Annotated in this window: 16 protein-coding genes; 6 read left to right on the top strand and 10 right to left on the bottom strand. The window is 65.4% G+C overall.

Annotated features, from left to right (window positions below; all coding sequences use genetic code 11):
- Positions 1 to 3 precede the first annotated feature (3 nt).
- From sfsA to rlmN, 5 genes are all read right to left on the bottom strand, one after another.
- A complete protein-coding gene (gene sfsA / locus ABFE16_04815) occupies positions 4 to 699 on the bottom strand; it encodes a DNA/RNA nuclease SfsA (GenBank protein MEN6344604.1) in 696 nt (231 codons plus the stop codon).
- Positions 699 to 1,685 (bottom strand): M28 family peptidase, encoded by a 987-nt coding sequence (locus ABFE16_04820; protein ID MEN6344605.1) that lies wholly within the window; start codon positions 1,683 to 1,685, stop codon positions 699 to 701. The genes sfsA and ABFE16_04820 overlap by 1 nt, the downstream gene beginning before the upstream one ends.
- 155 nt (positions 1,686 to 1,840) lie before the next feature.
- Complete coding sequence (locus ABFE16_04825; protein MEN6344606.1) at positions 1,841 to 2,887, bottom strand: PfkB family carbohydrate kinase; 1,047 nt, start codon at positions 2,885 to 2,887, stop codon at positions 1,841 to 1,843.
- 90 nt (positions 2,888 to 2,977) lie between these two features.
- On the bottom strand, positions 2,978 to 3,919 hold the full coding sequence (locus ABFE16_04830) for a bifunctional enoyl-CoA hydratase/phosphate acetyltransferase (protein ID MEN6344607.1): 942 nt from the start codon (positions 3,917 to 3,919) through the stop codon (positions 2,978 to 2,980).
- Between the two features lie 50 nt (positions 3,920 to 3,969).
- Positions 3,970 to 5,040: a 23S rRNA (adenine(2503)-C(2))-methyltransferase RlmN gene (gene rlmN, locus ABFE16_04835; GenBank protein MEN6344608.1), complete on the bottom strand. Its 1,071-nt coding sequence runs from the start codon at positions 5,038 to 5,040 to the stop codon at positions 3,970 to 3,972.
- Positions 5,041 to 5,300: 260 nt separating this feature from the next.
- Here rlmN and ABFE16_04840 point away from each other — a divergent pair, with 260 nt between their 5' ends.
- The 3 genes from ABFE16_04840 to ABFE16_04850 all read left to right on the top strand — a co-directional run bounded on the left by ABFE16_04840 (position 5,301) and on the right by ABFE16_04850 (position 8,635).
- The gene (locus ABFE16_04840) at positions 5,301 to 6,656 is read left to right on the top strand and encodes a TrpB-like pyridoxal phosphate-dependent enzyme (protein ID MEN6344609.1); all 1,356 of its coding nucleotides are present in this window, start codon (positions 5,301 to 5,303) and stop codon (positions 6,654 to 6,656) included.
- Between the two features lie 160 nt (positions 6,657 to 6,816).
- A complete protein-coding gene (locus ABFE16_04845; GenBank protein MEN6344610.1) occupies positions 6,817 to 7,527 on the top strand; it encodes a phosphoribosylanthranilate isomerase in 711 nt (236 codons plus the stop codon).
- A gap of 22 nt (positions 7,528 to 7,549) precedes the next feature.
- A complete protein-coding gene (locus tag ABFE16_04850; protein ID MEN6344611.1) occupies positions 7,550 to 8,635 on the top strand; it encodes a M14 family zinc carboxypeptidase in 1,086 nt (361 codons plus the stop codon).
- Between the two features lie 40 nt (positions 8,636 to 8,675).
- On the opposite strand, the gene ABFE16_04855 is transcribed toward ABFE16_04850, so the two are convergent.
- The 5 genes from ABFE16_04855 to pyk all read right to left on the bottom strand — a co-directional run bounded on the left by ABFE16_04855 (position 8,676) and on the right by pyk (position 17,279).
- Positions 8,676 to 9,824, bottom strand: coding sequence for a hypothetical protein (locus tag ABFE16_04855; protein ID MEN6344612.1), 1,149 nt, complete (start codon positions 9,822 to 9,824; stop codon positions 8,676 to 8,678).
- A gap of 76 nt (positions 9,825 to 9,900) precedes the next feature.
- Entirely contained in the window at positions 9,901 to 10,782 is an 882-nt protein-coding gene (locus ABFE16_04860) for an SUMF1/EgtB/PvdO family nonheme iron enzyme (GenBank protein ID MEN6344613.1), read from the bottom strand.
- Between the two features lie 125 nt (positions 10,783 to 10,907).
- Positions 10,908 to 13,856, bottom strand: coding sequence for a prolyl oligopeptidase family serine peptidase (locus ABFE16_04865; protein ID MEN6344614.1), 2,949 nt, complete (start codon positions 13,854 to 13,856; stop codon positions 10,908 to 10,910).
- 91 nt (positions 13,857 to 13,947) lie between these two features.
- Positions 13,948 to 15,738 carry a phosphodiester glycosidase family protein gene (locus ABFE16_04870; protein ID MEN6344615.1) on the bottom strand — a complete coding sequence of 597 codons (1,791 nt, stop codon included), beginning with the start codon at positions 15,736 to 15,738 and terminating at the stop codon, positions 13,948 to 13,950.
- An 89-nt stretch (positions 15,739 to 15,827) separates the two neighbouring features.
- Entirely contained in the window at positions 15,828 to 17,279 is a 1,452-nt protein-coding gene (gene pyk / locus ABFE16_04875; protein ID MEN6344616.1) for a pyruvate kinase, read from the bottom strand.
- 302 nt (positions 17,280 to 17,581) lie between these two features.
- On the opposite strand from pyk, the gene ABFE16_04880 reads away from it, so the two are divergent.
- The 3 genes from ABFE16_04880 (at position 17,582) to ABFE16_04890 (ending at position 19,735) form a co-directional block, all read left to right on the top strand.
- Positions 17,582 to 18,226 (top strand): hypothetical protein, encoded by a 645-nt coding sequence (locus ABFE16_04880; protein MEN6344617.1) that lies wholly within the window; start codon positions 17,582 to 17,584, stop codon positions 18,224 to 18,226.
- A gap of 184 nt (positions 18,227 to 18,410) precedes the next feature.
- Complete coding sequence (locus ABFE16_04885) at positions 18,411 to 18,968, top strand: DUF366 family protein (GenBank protein ID MEN6344618.1); 558 nt, start codon at positions 18,411 to 18,413, stop codon at positions 18,966 to 18,968.
- A complete protein-coding gene (locus ABFE16_04890; protein MEN6344619.1) occupies positions 18,965 to 19,735 on the top strand; it encodes a 7-carboxy-7-deazaguanine synthase QueE in 771 nt (256 codons plus the stop codon). Before ABFE16_04885 ends, ABFE16_04890 begins: the two co-directional genes overlap by 4 nt.
- The last annotated feature ends 25 nt before the right edge of the window (positions 19,736 to 19,760 follow it).

A 19,760-nucleotide genomic window follows, 5' to 3' on the forward strand; every position in this document is an offset into this window, starting at 1 on the left:
CCCTCAACGATCCAGATCCACTGCAATCCTTCCGACCGGCGTGACAGCGCGACGGGTGACCTTGCAGGTGAGCGCGAAGACCTGCACTCCCTCGCCGGCGGCTCGACGTAGGGCGGCCGCGAAGACCGGGTCGGTGTCCGCCTTGGGTGCGAAGACCGTCGCATCGGGCCGCTGAATCACGAAAGCGACCGCCGGGGTGTGGCCCTGCTTGCCGGCCTCGATCAGCTCCTCCATATGCCGGGCTCCGCGCAGAGTCGGCGCATCCGGGAAGCGGGCGACACCATCAATCGTCAGCGTGCAGGACTTCGTCTCGATCAGCCAGTGGCCGGTATCGCAGGCCAGGGCAAGGTCAAGTCGGCTCCTGCCGAAGGGGACCTCCCGACGCACTTCGAGACATGCCCCAAGCTCAGGCAGCAGACCGGATTCCAGGGCTTCGAGGAACAAAGAGGGTGGAAGGCGCGTGTCGAGGCACACCAGTGACTGCGGGTGGCGGACCAGCACCACCTCATGGCTCGTGTGGCGTCCGTCGGCCGGGCTGTGCTTCAGCCACATCTCAGCGCCGGGATGGAGGAGCTCGTGCATCCGGCCGGGGTTGGGCATGTAGCAGTAGACCGCCTCGGCGTCGAGCTCAGCCCAGGCAGCGAAGCGATTAGGGCGACTGAGGAACTTGGCGCGGAGAAGGTTCGGCGGGAGACGCATCAGGTCTTCTGCGCACCTCGACGGCCGACGCGCACAAGCGCCAGGACGAAAAGCCCGGCGACGAAGAGTGCGAGGCTCGCAGGTTCGGGCGTGACAGCGTTCTCGGCCATGTAGCCGACGACGCCTCGGGTGACGCGAGTGGCGTAGTTGTAGTCGATGTAGTTCAAGGTGTCGGTGCTGTCCTGGGCGGTGTGGTAGTACGGGTTCGAGGAGAAGGAGTCCTCGATGAGCAGGCAGGCGGGCTTACCGACCTCCTGGAAGCTCTGATGGTCGCTGGCGCCGATGGCGCCCCGATCCACGGCCTGCAGCCCCTGCCCATAGGTGTTGATCGCGTAGGCCAGTTCCGTCTTGAGGGCCGCATCGCCGGGCAGGCTGCCGGTGCCCTTGTAGAGGGCGACCCTATCATGGCTGCTGGTCGCCGGGTTGTAGGCAATCATGTCGAGATCGACCATACCGAGTATCTGGTCGAGGCTGTGGGCAGCGGCGTAGCCCCGACTGCCGTGGAGGCCCTGCTCCTCGCGGTCGAAGGCGATGAAGACCAGCGTAGCCTCGAAGTCGTACTGGCTGAGTACCCGGGCCGACTCAAGCACTCCCGCAACGCCGCTGGCGTTGTCGTCGGCTCCCGGGTTGCTGACGGAATCGTAGTGAGCGCCCACGACGAAGATGTCATTAGGCCGTCGCGTTCCGCCCCAGACGCCGACCACGTTGTAGCCGGTGTAGCCCCCGTGGGAGAAGTACTCCAGGCTGGTCGTGAGTCCGAAGCTCGAGAAGGCGTTGTAGATGGCGGTGCGCGCCAGGTCGTGCTCGGCACCGTAACCGCGGTTGTCGCCGGTCTCGGTGTAGAGCATGTCCTGCAGGTAGTAGGTGTAGCTGGTCTCACTGACGTCATCCACGATGGTTGAGATCGAGGCGGCCAGGCAGGGGGCGACGGGAAGCGCCGCGTAGAAGACGACAAGGCATACCCATGGGCGGACACTGCAAACCACGGCCATCACCTCGAACCAATCGAGGATAGAAACTGCTGCGGCACGAAGGTCTGTCGCCCCGGGTGCTATGAGTATACTGAGGAGCGCCGCCCGCCTCAAGACCAGGGTGGGGCGGAAGCAAGCGATCGACCTCGGTCCCGGCTTCCTTCGCGAAGTCAGACGGCGGCGTAGAGTGCGGCGTGGTCGGCGAACTGCTGCGCGACCTGCTGCGGCTTAGCGGTGCCCGTGGTGCCAAGCTGCTGGATCGTCAGCGACGCGACGCAGTTGCCCATGACGGCAGCCTCCTGCAAGGTAGCTCCCGCGCAGAGGGCACTGACGATACCGGCCGTGGTGCTGTCACCGGCGCCGACGATGTCGATGGGACCGGAGACCGGGATGCCTGGGATGTGTGTGGAGCGCCCTGCCTCGAAGACTACAATCCCCTCCGCGCCGGCGGTCACGAAGGCTGGTCGATTGTTGCGGGCGACGATCTGAGCGCCGAACCTGGCCGCGTCTGCGGCGGTCAGGGCTTCCTCTTCCCCCTCGTAACCACAGGACCGCGCAGCCTCCAGCTTGTTGGGCTTGATGATGACGTCGCGGAAGCGGGAGATGCAGGCCCGTGAGTCCGCGAAGAAGACGACCTGCGGGTGACTGCGCGCCAGGGCGGACAGCTCTGCGCGAACTGTGTCGGTGACTACGCCCAGCTCAGGCTCGGCAATCTGGTCGGCGATGACGACTGCCTGCACCTGCGGCAGCAGGTCGCCAAGCTCCTGCAGCAGCCTCTCCTGCAGGCTCGCAGCGAGTGGCTCGCGGTTCTTGATGTCCAGGCGGTTCAACTCGCGCTCGACGCCGGCGGCGTTTCGCAGCATTGGCTTAATGTAGGTCGGGGTCGCCACGTCCGCACAGGTCAGCAGATGGGTACTGTCAGCACCGGTGCGGTCGAGGCCCTGGCGCAACTCGTACCCTTCGCCATCTTCGCCGGTGAAGCCGACGGCGTAGACTTTCCCCACCTCCAGGGCGGTCAGGTTGTTGGTCACAGTCCCTGCGGCACCGGGGCTGCAGCGACGGCCGACGACCTGGTAAGCGTCCAGCCCGGTCTCCAGGGACACCTCGGTGAGCGCCTCCTCCAGCGTCAGGTACTTATCCAGGAAGAAGTCACCGAAGACAGCGACGGAAGCACTGCGGAAGCCGGTCAGGAGCTCTTGGAGGTGGTTCAAATCCATGGTATCTGGTCCCATGAGGCCTCACGTCGGCAGTCAAGGACCGACCGGACAGGAGGCGGCTGTGAGCTGTGAGCTTCAGGGCCACGTGGCTCAGAAGTGCACGCGGCCGATCTTCAGGCGACCGCTGCGCTGCATCCCGGCCATCAGCACGGCGGCGGCGATGGAGTAGAGCTTGGACTCGGCGCTGTCGGCCCGCGAGGTCAGCACCACCGGAGCGGCTGCGCCGACAAGCACGCCTGCAGTGCGGCCGCCTGCGAGGAAGGCGAAGGTCTTGGAGAGGATGTTGCCGGACTCGATGTCGGGCGTCAGCAGGACATCACAGTCGCCGGCGACCTCTCCCGGAATCCGCTTGATGACCGCAGCCTCCTTCGAGACCGCGTTGTCCAGGGCCAGAGGACCGTCGACCTGGCAAGTCGGGAACTGGTTGCGGTGGGACATGGCATGAAGAGCGGCGGCATCCAGCGTTGCCTGCATCTTTGGGTTGATCTGCTCGGTGGCCGCCAGCACGCCGATCTTGGGCCGGTCGATCCCCAAGACGTTTGCAAGGTACACGGCGTTGAGGATGATCTCGGCCTTGCCCTCCAGGTCGGGGGCGATATTCATGGCCCCGTCGGTGACCAGGGTGAGCTTGCCTCGCGCCGTGGTCTCCAGGATGAAGACGTGGGACATGATGCTCTCAGTGCGCAGGCCGGTCTCCTTGTCGAGGATTGACCGGAGGAAGTCGTCGGTATGGATCAGGCCCTTCATCAGAAGGTGGGCCGACCCGGAGCGCACCAACTCGCAAGCCATCCGAGCCGCCTTCAGGTCATCAGGCTCGTGGAGGATCTGCAGGCCGACGGGATCGAGACCGACCTCGGCGGCCAGGCTCTCGATCTGCGGCCGGTCACCAACCAGGACCGCGTCGGCGATATCCTGAGTGCGGGCATCGCGGACCGCCTCCAGCAGGTTGCCTTCCTGGGCGACTGCCACGGCTACGGTCTGGCGCGGCACGTCACGGACGGCATCGAGGATCCCCTGGAAGTTGGTGATCATGGTGGCCTCCGGGCGGTAGAGTGAGTGGCGCGTTGCCGGCCAGGCGTGACTTAGCCCTGACGGCGGGCTCGCAGTTGTCCGCAGGCTGCGTCGATCTCAACGCCCTTGCTGTGGCGCAAGCTGACGTTAAGACCGAACTGACGGCAGTGATGGATGAAGGCGTTGATCCGCTCCTTGCTCGGGGCCCGCAGGTTCGCGTGACTCACCGGGTTGAGGGGGATCACGTTGACATGGTGAGGCTGGTGACGCAGGAGCTTCCCCAGCTCTCGCGTGTGGTCAAGGAGGTCGTTGACGCCCTCGATGATCACGTAGGCGAAGGTCACCGGTTGGCCGCCAGTGGCTTCGCTGTACTCCTTGCAGGCGGCGACGACCTCGGAAAGGGGCCACTTGGACGCGCCGGGCATGAGCCGCTGCCGGACCTCATCGTTGGAGGCATTCAGCGAAATGGTCAACTCGGTGCGCAGCCCCTCCTGGGTGTAGCGCCGGATCATCGGCACGACGCCCGAAGTAGAGACCGTGATCCGTGAGGGTGACATCCCGAAGGCGCGCTTGTCCGTGAGCATGCGCACAGCCGCCACAGTCCCCGGGTAGTTGTGGAAGGGCTCGCCCATGCCCATGAAGACCACGTTCGAGACCGGGTAGAAGGGCTCGTCGGCGGTCGCAGGCTCCTCACCGGTGAGGCCCTTGGCGCGCAGGCTGATGAGCTGGAGGAGGATTTCCCCCACGGACAGGTTGCGCTCGCACTGCTGCTGACCGGTGGCGCAGAAGGTGCAGCGGACGTTGCAGCCGATCTGGGTCGAGAGGCAGGCGGTGTAGGTGTTGCCCATGCGGATCCGCACGCACTCCACCGAACCGCCCTTCTCATGGGGCAGGTTCAGCAGGAGTTTGGTGGCCTCAGCACCGGCAGAGACAGCCGCAGGCTGCAAGGGTCCCACGCGGAAGGTCTCGGCGAGGTCGAGGCGTAGCTCCTTGCTGAGGTTCGTCATGTCCTCGAAGGAGGCGGCGTTGTGCCGGTACGCCCACTCGAAGACCTGGCGGGCATGGAAGGGCTTTTCGCCGTGCTTGTTCATCCAGGCGGCGAACTCATCGAAGGTCAGGTTATACAGGAGCCGTTCGGGCAAGAGCAGTCACATCATTTCGTGGAAGAGGGATACGCGAAGGCCAGATCTGGACCCGCCTGAGGCGGCGTGTTGACGCTAAGCGTGTGCAGCAGGTATCTTGACAGACGGGGTAGAATAAGTCAATTCTCGCTGGTTCCTATTGGCCGGCAAGGTGGGCCGGTTGCGGAAGGGAGAGCCGCGACCGCGCTGGAGAGCAGGGCCACGTCAAGAGGCAGACGCAGCCCAAGAGTTGCGCGGCTGCCGAAAGGGGAGACGTACCTGTGAGCGAACGACGAATCGACCTGCCGATATCCGAGATCCCTGACAAGTGGTACAACGTCGCCGCAGACTTGCCGACGCCGCTGCAGCCGCCGCGGAACCCGGTGACAGGTCAGCCCTTGACCGCAGCGGACATGGCGCCGCTGTTCCCCATGGCGCTGCTGGCACAGGAGATGAGCGCGGAGCGCTGGCACGAGATTCCGGACGAGGTCCGCGAGGTCTACAAGATTTGGCGGCCGACGCCCGTGTTCCGCGCCTACGCCCTCGAAAAGGCCCTGGACACCCCGGCGCACATCTACTACAAGAACGAGGGTGTAAGTCCGGCGGGGAGCCACAAGCCCAATACCGCCGTGGCGCAGGCGTACTACAACAAGGCAGAAGGCATCAACCGTCTGACGACTGAGACCGGCGCGGGGCAGTGGGGCGCATCGCTGGCGATGGCCTGCAGCATGTTCGACATGGAATGCATCGTGTACATGGTCAGGGTCAGCTACGAGCAGAAGCCCTACCGCCGGCTGCAGATGAAGACCTGGGGAGCAACCTGCTACTCCAGCCCGAGCGAACAGACCGAGTTCGGCCGCAAGATCCGTGCCGAGATGCCGGACACACCCGGCTCGCTGGGGATGGCTATCTCTGAGGCCGTCGAGGACGCCGTCAAGCGTGACGACACGCACTACTCCCTCGGGAGCGTGCTGAACCACGTCATGCTGCATCAGACGGTCATCGGTCTTGAGGCCAAGAAGCAGATGGAGATCGCGGGCGAGTACCCGGATGTGGTCATCGCCTGCCACGGTGGCGGGTCCAACTTCGCCGGCATGTCCTTCCCCTTTGCCTACGACAAGCTGACCCAGGGCAAGCAGGTTCGGATCATCGCCGCAGAGCCAACAGCCTCGCCGACCCTGACCCGCGGCCCGCTTGCTTACGACTTCGGCGACACGGCCGGCATGACCCCGCTGCTGCGGATGTACACCCTGGGGCACAACTTCGTCCCGGCACCGGTTCACGCCGGTGGTCTGCGGTACCACGGCTCTTCGCCGCTGGTCTCGGCACTGCTCAAGGACAAGGTCATCGAGGCCCAGGCCTTCAACCAGTTGGAGTGCTACGAGGCCGCCGTGCAGTTCGCCCGCAGCGAGAGCTGGATTCCGGCGCCGGAGACCTCCCACGCAATCCGCTGCGCTATCAACCAGGCTCTCGAGGCGAAGGAGGCCGGGGAGAAGCGCGTCATCCTGCTCAACTGGAGCGGTCACGGCCTGCTGGACCTCCCGGGCTACGACGCCTACTTCGAGGGCAAGCTCACGGACCAGCCCATGGCCGACGCCGACCTGGAGAAGTCCCTGGCAGAGCTCCCGAAGCTGTAGCTTGCCGGACAGAACGCACCGACGCCCTTGCGGGCGAGAGGGTTCAGTTGCCTCTCGCCCGCTTTTCGTACCCGGACTACGCCGGAATTCAGCCAAGGGGCCGCGAGGCCCCGGGGCGGAACTGGGTTCTGCAGAACCCCTGCAAGGAGTGCCGAGCAGCATGTTCCAGCGGAGACTGCTGAAGGTCTGCGGGCTGACACGAGTGACGGACCTCCGGCTCGCCCAGCGCCTCGGGGTGGACTACCTGGGCGCCATCCTGGAGGTCGAGCGGTCGCCACGCAGCCTGTCGCGCGAGACGCTGCCAAAGCTCCTGCGTTGCGCTCCCCGGCAGGGAGTCGTGGTGACGGTCTCCGAGGACCTGAGCCTGCTGGAGCAGGTCGCAAGGACTGCGCAGGCTGCTGCCGTGCAACTCCATGGCGGGCAAAGCCCCGAGTTGGCACACAAGCTCGCACAGCGTCTCCCCTCCCCCACCGAGATCTGGGGCGTGCTGGCCATGCCTGCGGACAGCGATGAAGCCCGGCGGAGAATCGGCGAACTGGCCGCGGAAGCTGAGGAACTCGCGCAGGCCGGAGTGGCGAAGGTGATTCTCGACTCGAAGGTGAAGGGCATCAGCGGCGGCACTGGCGTCCCTATGAACTGGGAGCTTGCCGCGCAGGTCGTCACAAGCTGCCGGGTACCAGTCCTACTCGCGGGAGGCTTAACCCCGGCGAACGCCGCGGAAGCACTGTCCGTGAGCGCTGCTGCCGGCCTGGATGTCTCTTCCAGCGTGGAGGCGAGTCCGGGGGTCAAGTCGCCGCAGGCAGTGCGAGCACTGGCGTTGGCAGTGGCGAACTGGGAACCCGGCGAGGACTCGCCGCGAGAGATAAGCTGACCCCTGACCACAGGAGGCCGTCATGCGCACCGAGCCACAACCCGACTTCAAGCCCAGCTTCCATTGTCAGCATCCGGCCTTCTGGGCCGGTGACCTGACCACCATCTGCGCGCGCGTGAAGGCTTACCAGAAGGGCTCGGTGCGGCAGATCGCGACGTCACCCGGTGGCCGTCCGCTCTTCGTGGCGGAGTACAACGACAGAGAGCCCTTTGTCTCGAAGGCCAACTTCAACTCCGCGGTCGGCGCCCGCGACCTCACGGCCTATGCGGACAAGACGCACCGGACACGGCCGGTGGTCATGATCCTGGGGCCGGTGCACGGGGAGGAAACCACCGCCAGCACCGGCTGCGTGAACCTGCTGCAGGTGCTGGAGACAGGCAAGGATCTGAGGGGAAAGCTGTGGCCAGAGCTTACGGAGTTGGCGCAGTCGTGCCGACTACTGGTCATCCCGGTGGGCAACCCGGATGGGCTGGCGCGGTTCGGCCCGGGATGCGTCATGAACTGCGACTTCTATGAGTTCCGCTACTGGGCGCAGGGGAGTTACAAGGACGGCCGACTGTGCGACTGGCCGGAGTGCAAGGCCCAGCACCCGATGGTCGGCGACAACGTCGGCCATCGGGGCGCCTACTTCAACGACGCCGGAGTGAACCCGATGCACGACGAGTTCACCGCGCCGATGAGCACCGAGGCACCGGCGATCCTGAAGGTCGCCCGCGAGGAGGCGCCGGAGCTGATCCTTGGCCTGCACTCGCATGAAGCGGCGCCGGCGATACTGCAGCCGGCCTATGTTCCGCTGCACATCAAGAGGGAAGCGGCGGAGTTCGCCCGGCGAGTACAGGTGGCCTTCGAAGCGGCGGGGCTTCCAAACTCGCGCCCCTTCACGCCCAGAGCAGACGGCGAGAGCGGAGCCATCGAGCCCCTGAACCTGACCGGCGCACTCTATCATGTGAGCGGTGCACTCTCGATGACCTTCGAATCACCCTCAGGAATCGCCGGGAAACTCCAGGTCACCCACGAGGACATGCTGGACATCCAACTGACGCTGTACCAGGAAGCCCTCAAGTTCGCCCACGAACGGCTGAACGCCTGGCCTGCCGCCGCAGTCTAGGGCAGCAGGCCCGAACCGCTTGCCGCGGCAAGAGGCTCGCCTAGTCGGCGCGAGTGCCGATCTTGCGCGTGTAGGTGAAGCGGACCTCGGATTCCGTCTGTGGCTCGACGGTCAGTGTCCAGCGCGACTCATTGGCGGTCTTGGTGGTCGGTGCGAGCTTGCCGGCGATGACGGCCTTCCCCGGCGTCTTCTCGACCAACTCGACGGTTGCCGCGGTGTCCAGGTGGTTGCGGAACAGGGCCGAGGTCTCCTCGACGACGTCGTACCCCGACACGCGCCCCGTCTTGTCCATCTCAAGGCTGGTCTTGCTGCGCGAGAGCGTCTTGCGCTCGAAGACCAGGTTGCGCTCCACGCCCAGATCGAACTCGGTCACCTTGTCGCTCTGCTGTTCAAGATCGTCGGCACCGACCCAGGCCCGCACATCATCGCGGATCTGCTCGATCTCGACGTGACCCTTGGGGAGGATGCCGGCTCCCGGCAGGTTGCGCAGGTCCAGGAGCACGAGCCGGTGGACGTCCTGCTTGAAGGCATCCGTATCGGCCCGGTAGAGGGTGCTCGCGGGCAGGTCCTGAAGTCTCACGAACACGAAGCGACGCTGCCAACCCGGCAGGATCTCCGCTGAGTCGGCGATGGAGTAGGTGCCCTCGCGAGCGACATCGGCGTCCTGGCTCAGCGCCACCGTGGGCGCTACACACAGGTCAAGGGAGGCGTTGCGCAGGGCCAGCTTGCTGTCGTTGGTCAGGTGGATCCGACCGGTGAGCGAAGCCGTCTTTCCGTCCGCGCTGAGCGTGAGGCGGTAGGTGGGCGTCCAGGTCAGGCCCTTGAGGAAGTAGGAGATGGTGAAGTCGCGGGCACCCGCGGTCGGGCAGTCCACGGGCCAAGCGTAGGTGTTCGTCTCGCCCACCGGCTGCCGGACCCCGCCGATCTTGGCCTCCGCCGGACCACGCAGGTCCAGCGAGGCTGCGTCGATCTGCTCGTCAGTCCAGCGGAACCGCACCTCGCTCCTACCGGCAGGAAGGAGCACCGAGCAGCTCTCGCGCACCAGCGCACGATCGGAACCTGCTGACAAGGTTACGTGCAGCGCCTGTGCCGAGGAGATCAGCGACAGGGGTACGGGGTTGTCGGCGGAGCACAGGCAGACGACGCCCAGGGTCAGCAGGACCGGCAGCAAGAGACGGACACGCTTCATGGTCGGAAGTCCTTTCCGCAAGGCGAGTGCCGGTGGGAGCGCAGCAAGCTTCCGCAGGTGCGCTCCCGGAGAGTCACTACTTGGCGGGAACGAACACGCAGCGGAAGCCGCCGTGCTTGTAGCCGGCGAAGGGCAGGTAGTAGCTACGCACGGAGGTCAGACACAGGTTGCCGAAGTTCAGCCAGCCGCCACCACGAACCACGTGATAGGTGCCCTTAGGCTGTCCCGCAGGGTCGTTGGCCGGGCACTTGCCGTAGTACTTCGCGTCGTACCAGTCAGAGCACCATTCCCAGACATTGCCTGCCATGTCCAGCGCACCACACCAGCTTGCGCCGGTCGGGAAGCTACCCACGGGATAGGTCGCGCCGTTCGGACCGACGTTCTGCTTGGAGCAGAACTTGCTCGGGTCGTAGTCGTTGCCCCAGGGGTACTTGCGATTCTCCGGACCCCGGGCGGCCCACTCCCACTGCGCCTCGGTGGGCAGTGACAGACCAAAGCGCTTGCAGTAGGCCATGGCGTCGTCCCAGTTCACATAGGCTACCGGGTGATCGTCGCCCTGATCGCTGCGCGCCGGGAAAGTGTATTTGGCTTGCTGACAGAAGGCCTTGTACTGAGCATTGGTGACTTCGCACTTACCCAGCCAGAATCCTCTGCTGATACTGACACAATGTGTCGGTCGGGCGTCGGGGTTGGCACCCTCCATGCCCATCTGGAACTGGCCGGCCGGCACCCAGACCAGGGTGGCCCCGTCCGGGCCAACGATCTCCTGACCGGCTGCCATGCCCGGTACGAGCCAGGGCTTCACCGGGGCTACCGGCGTCGTCGGCAAGGTGGTCTGGGTACCAGAAGTCGCCGGCATGGTGGTCGGGGTATCGGGCTCGGCCTGCACGAGGCCTACAGTCAGAAGCAGGGCGAGTGCGGAGAGCACCGTCGCGAGTCTGTGGAGGATAGGGTTCATCTTTCTGAGCTCCTTCGATGGAGGGAATTGTGCGGTACTACGATGAGTAGGAAGTCCACTCACAAGTGAAGCGTCGGAGGACGCTTCTGGTCGCATCACTTCGGCTCCCGGTTTTCGAAGGTCTGCTAGTCGAGCGAAGCATGGACTTGGAAGGTCGCGGCCTCGGAGATTCCAACAGCCCCCAGCACCGTCACGCGCGCGTTGTACTCTCCCTGGGGCAAGGGGTCTTCGTCGGGCTCCGGATTCCAGGTGAACTCAAGGGCCTGTCCGGGCCCCAGGGTGGCTTGCTGCAAGGCCAGGTGTCGGAAGCCCTGCACAAGAGTGCACACAACTTGTACAGTCACAGGGCTACGCGTGTCAAGGTTGCGCACTTTGGCCTTCACCTGGTAGGACTCGTCCGTGGCGATTGACTTGGCGCTGACCGAAGTGATGCGGACCGGCGCCGATGGTGGGCGTGCTACCAGGAACTCGACGGGACACTGAAGGACTTCGCCGTCGCCCCAGGCCTGAGCAAGTCCTTTGTACCGACCCGAAGGAAGGGGGCCCCCGGGTAGCCAACGGATCGTTCGCAGAGCGGACTTGCCTGGATCCAGAGGGAGGGGCTCTTCAGGTGTGGTCACTTCACCCGTCGGTCCCACAAGGTTGGACAGAACCGAGGCCGGTTTGTCGCACAGGTTCGCGACCTCCAGCGTCACGTTTACAGGGAGATCGCCCTCAACGCACTGCACCTGCGGCTTCGGTCGCAAGGCCAGCATCCCGTCGGCGGATGCCCAGCAACTGCCCGGCAGGGCATCGGCCTCGAAGTCATACTCCGCCGCCGTCGCCATCACATTGAGCACCTGGAACCGTGGCAGCGGCGTGCCCCAGGTGGCAGCAGGATACGGGAAGTAGGCAACACCCGTGGTAAGCGTCGGCCGGGAGAGAGCGTCACTATCCAGCCCGAGCCATCTGCCTGTGACTCTCGCCTGGCGCACCGGGCTCCCCACGCTGTCGACGACCTTCACCGTGGCGCAAAGCACTGGCGTTCGAAGTGCCGTCCGGGGAGGATCCACCGGGGTGCCGTCCACCGCGGAGATCACGGGCAAGGACTGGCTCGTGCTCTCGACCTTCACCTCGGCCACGTGAATCAGACGTACGCCGTCCGGTTTTGTGCGACGAACCCGCTCCAAAGTGAGTCGCCGATCCGGCTGCCAGTCCTGGTCGAAGTACCCGCCCTCGACGAAGTAGCCCGCCTCATAGCAGGTGACCGGCGGCTTGTTGTTGACGTTCATAACGTGCGGCAAGTCGGCCTGCGAGGTGTTGAGGACCAGGTAGTCGGGATAGCCCCAGCACAGCTTCTCCAGGTCGTACTCGAGTCCGCGCAACTCGGTGCCGTCCGCCTTGCTCGCGTAGCGGCCCGTGCAGACTACGAGGTAGCTGCGGCCTTCGGTCAGCGGGTTCGGGTAGACGACGAAGGCTCCGAACTTTCGCCCCAGGTACTCGCGGTCGCCGGTAAGCGGATCGCGGACGACAATCCTATCGTTGTGGACCTCGACCGGCATGGGCCGACAGGCCTGGGCCTGGCTGAGGAGCCGACTCGTTTCGAGCGAGCCAAAGACCACCAGGGTCGTGCGCTCCAGGTCAGCCTCGGAGAGGTCTTCCTCAGGCACTGGCTCGATGCCCGGGCCGTGGACCATGAAGTCGTTCCAGCCCTTGGCGAAGGCCGTGGCCTCCTCCCGATGCCGGCGCTGATCCTCCTCAGGCCCGATGGTTCCGTAGCAGACCCGGAAAGCTGTCAGAAAGGCGTGCCCAAGCGGACCGCACAGGTCAGGCGTCTTGACCAGGTTCGCCGAGGAGTGCCCGGCTGCTGACGCAGGGACGTCCTCGACGGGCTCCCAGCCCATGATTCTGCCGTCCACGTCGCGCATACTTCCGAAGGACAGGTTGCGGGCTGGACCCAGGTAGGAGGGAATGCCGTCGACGTAGACCTGTACCTGCGGCGCCTCGGCCGCGGGACTCAGCGGCAGGTAGAGCGTAAAGGTGTCGAGGTTGTCGGTGATGACTTCCACGGTCGGCGTTCCCTGCGTCCTTTCCGGACAGGCAGCCTCCAGCAGCGCTCTCTCGCCCTGGAAGTGGAAGCGGTCGATGCGTCCCCAGTACATCTCGCCGAACTCCAGGAGCGGTGTGACGATGCGGAAGCTCCGCTGCTGCGGCTGAGCCGCCCGGGTGAGGAAGTAGTTGTAGATCCAGGGGAGGTCATAGCCGCCGCCATGGCCCTTGCCGGCGTTGAAGGTCATACCCGAGTCGTAGGTGTGCCGCTGTGCCCCCTTGAGGTCGAGGAAGCGGGCGTACAGGTTGGACTCCTGCCACGGATACACCACGTTGTCCAGGGCATCGGCGATGATGTAGACGTCGCCCCAGAGTGCGCGGTCGGCCCAGTACAGCGGCGAAGCGGCCTCCAGGAGCGGGCGACGGAACTCCTCGATGTCGTCGGGCTGGTCCTTGCGGGAGTAGTAGTGCCAGTGCCACTCGCGGAAGTCGGTCCAGCCATCGACACCCACAGCTGCAGCAATCCGCTCCGGGTGCGCTATGCCCTGACGATAGGCTCCGGTGCCACCCATTGACCCGCCGGTGATGTACACCCGCTGACGGTCGATGCCGAAGCGCTGATCGAGGTCGTCGATGACCTCCTTGGTCGCGATATCGCCAATGCCCCAGTAGAACTGCGGCCCGCGGGCATTCAGCTGCACGAGAAGCCAGCCCTTGGTATCGGCCCAGTCCTTCTGCCAGTCGGAGAAGTTGGCATTCACTGACCAGCCGTAGCCGTGGGCATGGAGGACAACCGGGTACCCACCACGGGGCCTTTGCTTCCCGGGGACGTAGACACCATAGCTCTGGTCGGTACTGTCGATGGGAGAGCGATAGGTCTCAAGCTGGGCATAGCCGGTGATCGGCGTCGTGTCGCCGGCGTCGTCCAGCGTCACCCGCGTGGGGCCGATCGTGAGAGCAGGAGGGTCAGCGGGCTGTCCGCAGCAGACCCCTGCCGAGGCTAGCAGCAGGGAGAGGAGGACAGACCAGCGTCGGCGAGTTGCCATGCGCAGGCTCCCGGGCAGTGGGTATCGGGCCCCAAGGGTTGCGTCAGAAGATTGCTGCGACCGGCTTGCGGACCAGACCCCTCAGCCAGGCTCAGGAGGGAGGCTGGCCGAAAACGAGAAGCGCGTTGGAGACGGGGCGCTCAGAGCCGTCAGCGGGACTGTTCAGCACCCGATCTCCGGAGACGACGGTGGTCGACCCGCCGCCGTCAAGAGCCATGGCGTCGCGGCATCCGAGTTTGAGCATGATCTGCCCCATCTCGGTGCAGGAGACGCCCCTGGCTTCTTCGGCCTCCGCAGCGGCGACAATGATGTTACCCGTGGCATCAATGCCGACAGCCGGCCGGGAACTGATACGGGTGACGTCGCCGCGGAAGGACTCCTCAGCCGACGTGACACACAACTGACCGTTCCTCACGAGCTGCGGGCCCGCACCGAGAGCATGCCGGACCTTCGGCCACTCGGGAAGCGTACCGAGGCTGATGGAGACGGACATTCCGGGACGGGCGGAACGAATCTTGTCGGCGGCGATTCCTGAGGCCGAGAGGACATAGCCGTCGGCCGGGATCGCCATGTAGCTGCCGTCGAGGTCTACGCGGGTGATGCTGCCGCCCTGCGAGACGGCGAGGCGCACCTTCCCTGGAGCTGCAGGGACTTCCTGACCCCAGCGCCGCGTGTACAGGACGGTCCCGTTCGTGGCCTGGTGTCCGGTGTTGATCCCCTCGAGCGTGAGAGTCCCCAGGGCGCCCACTTGTACGTAACCGGAGAAGCGGACACGGCCCATGAGGGCCTGCCCGGACTCGGTGATCGCCAAAGCACACCGGCTCAGCATCGGGTGCTTGATCCACTCACCGTCGATCACGAGCCAGCCGAGGGCTGGGCCGGGCCAGTCGAAGTAGCCGCCATTGACAGCGGCCGGTGCCTTCTCGCGACGAGCGATGGCACTGGTGCGCGAGCGCTGGCGGAGCGTCGAGGCGGCCAGGGCCGGGCGCAGAGACGTAGGCAAGGCCTTCAGCACATACACGCGAACCGGCCCGCGCTCTGTCGAGAAGTTGCGCACAGCCCACGGCGTGGCTGAAGCCAGGGTAGGTTCGGGCAGAGGCTGCACAGCCGGCGTCTGCGCCGCGACCGTCGGCGAGGGCGTGACCAGCGGCGCCGTACGTGGTATGTCCACCACCAGACGATAGGGCTCGCCGAGCGTGAAGAGACGTGGCTGGGTGTTCGCGGCGTAGCTGATCGTGAGACGTGTCCAGCCGGCGTCCGTGATTGAGGCCTTCACCCGCGGCTGCAGCGAGTCGGTGAAGGTGAAGAGCCGCAGGGCGCCCCAGTCTCGCGGCAGAGGCGAGGGTGGAGCGATGTCCACGGTCAACTCGCCGGCGGACCAGGCCGACCAGTAGACGGCCGAGGCCGAAAGGTCGACCACTAAGCGCAGATAGTCGTTGTAGCAACCTTCGCGGACCTCGTCCACAGCGCCGCCGAGGGGACGCAGGTCGTAGGTGTCGCCCGACTTGTCCCACAGCAAGGAGAAGCCCCGCGAGAGGATCTCCAGCGGAACAAAGAGGCGCCCGCCGATGACGCGCGGAGCCTGGATTGAGCGCGCGCTGAAGCTGCCCACCAGGAAGCTTGTCGAGTCACGGCGCACGGTCACGACTCGCCCGTAGGCGGAGAGGCACCAGGAGCTCGCGTCGGAGCCCGGATCGATGCGAAGACCCAGCCGGTCGGTGAGAAAGCTGGAGGGTAACAGGAGCTGCCCAGAGGACTCAACGGGTGCGGGGTCTGAGCTTGCGAGTCGACCGGCGACCCGCACAGTCACCGCAAAGGCCGACGGGGACAGTCCCAGAATCAGAAGCAGGATGGCAACGGATAGGGTTCGTTTGGCAATCATTAAGGTCACAGTCTACCGGTCCAGGCAAGAAGGTTGCTTGCGGGTGGTGCTCACGTGAATCGGAGGACCGCAAGCCTGGACCCTCGCGGCTACTTGACGACCAGGAGCCGCATCAAGTTCGTGGTTCCACGCTGGCCAACGGGTGTGCCGGCGGTGACGACAATCACATCCCCCGGCTGCGCCAGGCCCTCCTGGCACAGATGACGCTCGATGCCGTCAAACATCTCATCCGTATGTTGCACGGGAGCGATCAGGACCGGGTGTACGCCCCAGTAGAGGGTACACCGTCGCGCCGTCCGAGGCAAGGGTGTTGCGGCGATTATCGGAACGCGAGGGCGGCATTTCGACGCCAATCGGGCCGTACTGCCGGTCTGTGTGAAGGCGACGATGGCCACGGTTTTGAGGTCCTCGGCAATCCGTGCAGCGGCCCGGCTGAGAGCGTCATCAATGCTAAGGTAGTCCTCGCCCTCCATCCGGGTCTCCAGGTGCGGTCCGAGGAACAGCTCTTCCTCGGCAGCCTGAGCGATCCGGCGCATCATCTCCACGGACTCGACCGGGTACCGCCCCGCCGCCGTCTCACCGGAAAGCATCACGGCGTCGGTGCCGTCAAGGATCGCGTTCGCAACATCGGAAGCTTCCGCGCGCGTCGGCCGGGGATGCTCGCGCATCGAATCCAGCATCTGCGTCGCCGTGATGACCGGAATCCGTCGCGCGGCACACTCCCGAATGATCCGCTTCTGCAGGATCGGCACCCGGTCCGGCGATAGCTCCACGCCGAGGTCGCCCCGGGCGATCATGATGGCGTCGGCATGGTCGAGGATGCCGGGCAGGTCCTCGATGGCCTCCGGCTTCTCCAGCTTGGCGATGACCGGCGCGTCGCTGTCGAGGGCGGCGATGGCGTCCTTTGCCACAGCCACATCGACGGCGGAGCGCACGAAACTGAGCGCGATGTAGTCGACGCCGAGCTTAAGGGCAAACTCCAGGTCGGCGCGGTCCTTGGCTGTGAGGGCTGGTGCGGTGACCTTGACGCCCGGCAGGTTGATCCCCTTGTGCTCACCAAGTGGCCCGCCGGTGACGACCTCGCAGCGGACCTCGGGACAGGCAACCTCCACCACGCGCAGCTCCAGGAGGCCGTCATCCATGAGGATGCGGTCGCCGGGCTTAACGTCCTCCGGGAGTGCCCGGTAGGTCGTGCTGACGCGTTCGCAGGTCCCCTGGACTTCCTCGGTGGTGATGGTCAGCGAGTGACCGGCCACGAGATCAACGGGGCCACCGCCGACCAGGCAGCCGGTGCGGATCTTGGGGCCCTGGAGATCGGCGATCGTGCCCAGATAGCGTCCCGTCTGCTTCTCGAGGCGGCGAAGGCGCTCAAAGGTCTCGCGATGGGAGTCGTGGTCACCATGAGAGAAGTTCAGGCGGAAGACGTCTGCGCCGGCTGCGATCATGCCCAGGACGACGTCCTCCTCCGCAGAGGCCGGGCCAAGGGTGGCAATGATCTTGGTAGGGCTTTCCGTACTCAGGATCGGGGCTCGTTCGCGCATCAGACAACATCCTTGCTGTGGGTGCCGCCGGGGCTAGTGTCCCTCGGGCGTCAACAAGCGAAAGCCAGGGAGCGAGACACAAGGCGAGGCTCGCCCTCAGGGCCACAGACGGGGCCGGGTGGTCTTTGCCGGCCGTTCCTGCGAGACTTCCGCATTCCCCCGGGTTGTGTTATAATCTGCAGACGTTGCTTGGTCGTTTCGGCCGAGCGAGTTGTCGTGGTGCGTGCTGCGGTTTGGCCAGGGGCATGGTACAAGGGGCAGGGCGGAAAGTCAACGCGCCAGGAAGCCGGGAGGCATCATCGATGGCTGACGGTCTTGACCTTGAGGCACTGTGGCAACAGGTTAATGAGGCGATACGACGGGGCCCGATCAACCGTCCGTTCTGGGAGGCGGCCGCCGCCGCGAAACCGCTGGCACTGGAAGACGATACGCTCATCATCGGCTTCGAGCCGCGGGACATGCGCCACGCCAGCTACATTGAGACCCAGATCAACAAGACCCGCATTCTGGAGGTTCTCCAGGCGCGCACCGGTCGGCGTCTCGACATCAAGTGCATTGAGGGCGCGACCCCAGAGGCCTGGGAGAGCACTAAGCGACGCGAGGCCGAGAACGAAGACAAGCTGCGGGCCCAGGTAGAGCAGCTTCAGGCCCATCGCACGAGTATGTCCGCCTGGGCGGACCTCCACCAGCGTCTGGTCGTCCTCTTCTCCGCAACCGAGGCACGCCGGATGCCCGCCGTACTGGCGAACCTGCTGGTCAAGTCGCTCCCGATGCTGTACGAAGTCGACACCCAGGTCCGCACCAGTGACCCGGGCGGCGAAGCACTTCACAACCGCGAACTCAACCGCGTCTTCGACAAGGTCGGGACCTTCTGCGACCTGTCGTCCACCCAGGTGGCGCTGGAGTACATGCGGTACAAGGCGTCGCGACGCGCCCAGAAGCAGTGAGGTCCCCGGCGTCGGGGAGGTCCAGGTCGATGAGGCTCACGCAGTCTCCTCCATCGTCGACCGGCTTGACGCGACCCCTCGACCCGGAGGTAACGAACCCAGGGAAGTGATTGCGACCGGCCCACGGGCCGGTCGCTGTGCTTTGGCTGAAGGAACTTCCTGTCGCCGTGGAGCAAGTCATACCATGAAGTCCCACTTGTCCAGTCAGTCGATCGCCTACACCGGCCAGGAGTTGCGCTCCCACTGGGCCTTCGAGACCTTCGGGATCCTCGGCGATGCGATCGTGAGTTTCGCCGGGCCCTGTGAGGTGGCGCTGCAGCACATGGTAGACCTAGCCGACGTGGCCGCCTCCGAGTCGATCCGGGCGCGGCTGATGCAGCACTTCCTGGTCGAGTTCTTTGACACCGACCTGGAAAGGGCGGTACTGCGTCAGCGGCTTCTGGTGGCTCTGGCCGGCGAAGTTCTGCAGACTCACTTCCAGGTGGCCGACCTGCAGCGCAAGGGCGATGATCTGTTCGTCCGGGAGCGAAAGCTGTCGGTGTCCATCGCCACAGCTTCAGCCGTGTCGACACTGATCCACCTGGGCATCAACATCGACCCCACCGGCGCCCCGGTGGCGGCAATCGGTCTGGCTGAGCTGGGCGTTGACCCGTCGCAGTTCGCCCAGGAGCTGATGGCGGCCTACCTCGCGGAGCTGGACAGCGCTCGAGTCGCCCGCTGCAAGGTGAGGCCGGTACCATGAGTGCGGTCGCGCCGCTGGCCGAAGTCTTCACCTCCTTCCAGGGGGAGGGGCCACTGGTGGGAGTCAGGCAGTTGTTCGTGCGGGTACGAGGCTGCGACCTCACCTGCCGCTACTGCGACACAAGGGCCGCCAGGCAGCTTACGGGAGCCTGTCGTGTCGAGCAGCAGGCAGCCTCCGGGGACTGGCTGGAGCTACCTGGATCGTTGACGGCGGAAGAGGTGCTGTCGGCAGCAGGGCTCGACGTCACCGCGGAGTCGCCGACCCGTCCGCTTCCTCTCCACTCGATGGCGCTGACCGGTGGCGAGCCGCTCCTTTACCCTGACTTCGCCCTCTCCCTCGCCCAGGCAGCAAGGCGACTGGGACTTGGCGCCTATCTGGAGACTGCAGGCCACCGTCCCGAGGAGCTGGAGGCGGTGATCGGCGCCTTCGACTACGTTTCGATGGACTTCAAGCTGGCCTCGACCTTGCAGGTTCCCGTGCCGGCCGAGCGGTTCGTCCACAGCTACGAGGTTGCCCAGAAGACCCAGGTCTGGCTCAAGATGGTGGTGACGGGCGACACCTGCGCCTGCGAGGTCGCCGAGGCCTGTGCAGCGCTGGCCCAAGTCTCGCCACGGGGCCCGCTGATCCTGCAACCGGTGACGCCCCTGGACTGCGGTCTCCCGGCGCCGAACCCGGCGAAGCTACATGAGTTGTACGAAGCCGCCGCCTCCTTCCTGGAGGACGTACGTGTGATTCCTCAGTGTCACCGATTGCTGGGGATCCTCTAGAGCCGCTGCGCCGGAGTCTCACAAG

The sequence above is a fragment of the Armatimonadia bacterium genome, assembly GCA_039679385.1.
Classification (GTDB): domain Bacteria; phylum Armatimonadota; class Zipacnadia; order Zipacnadales; family JABUFB01; genus JAJFTQ01.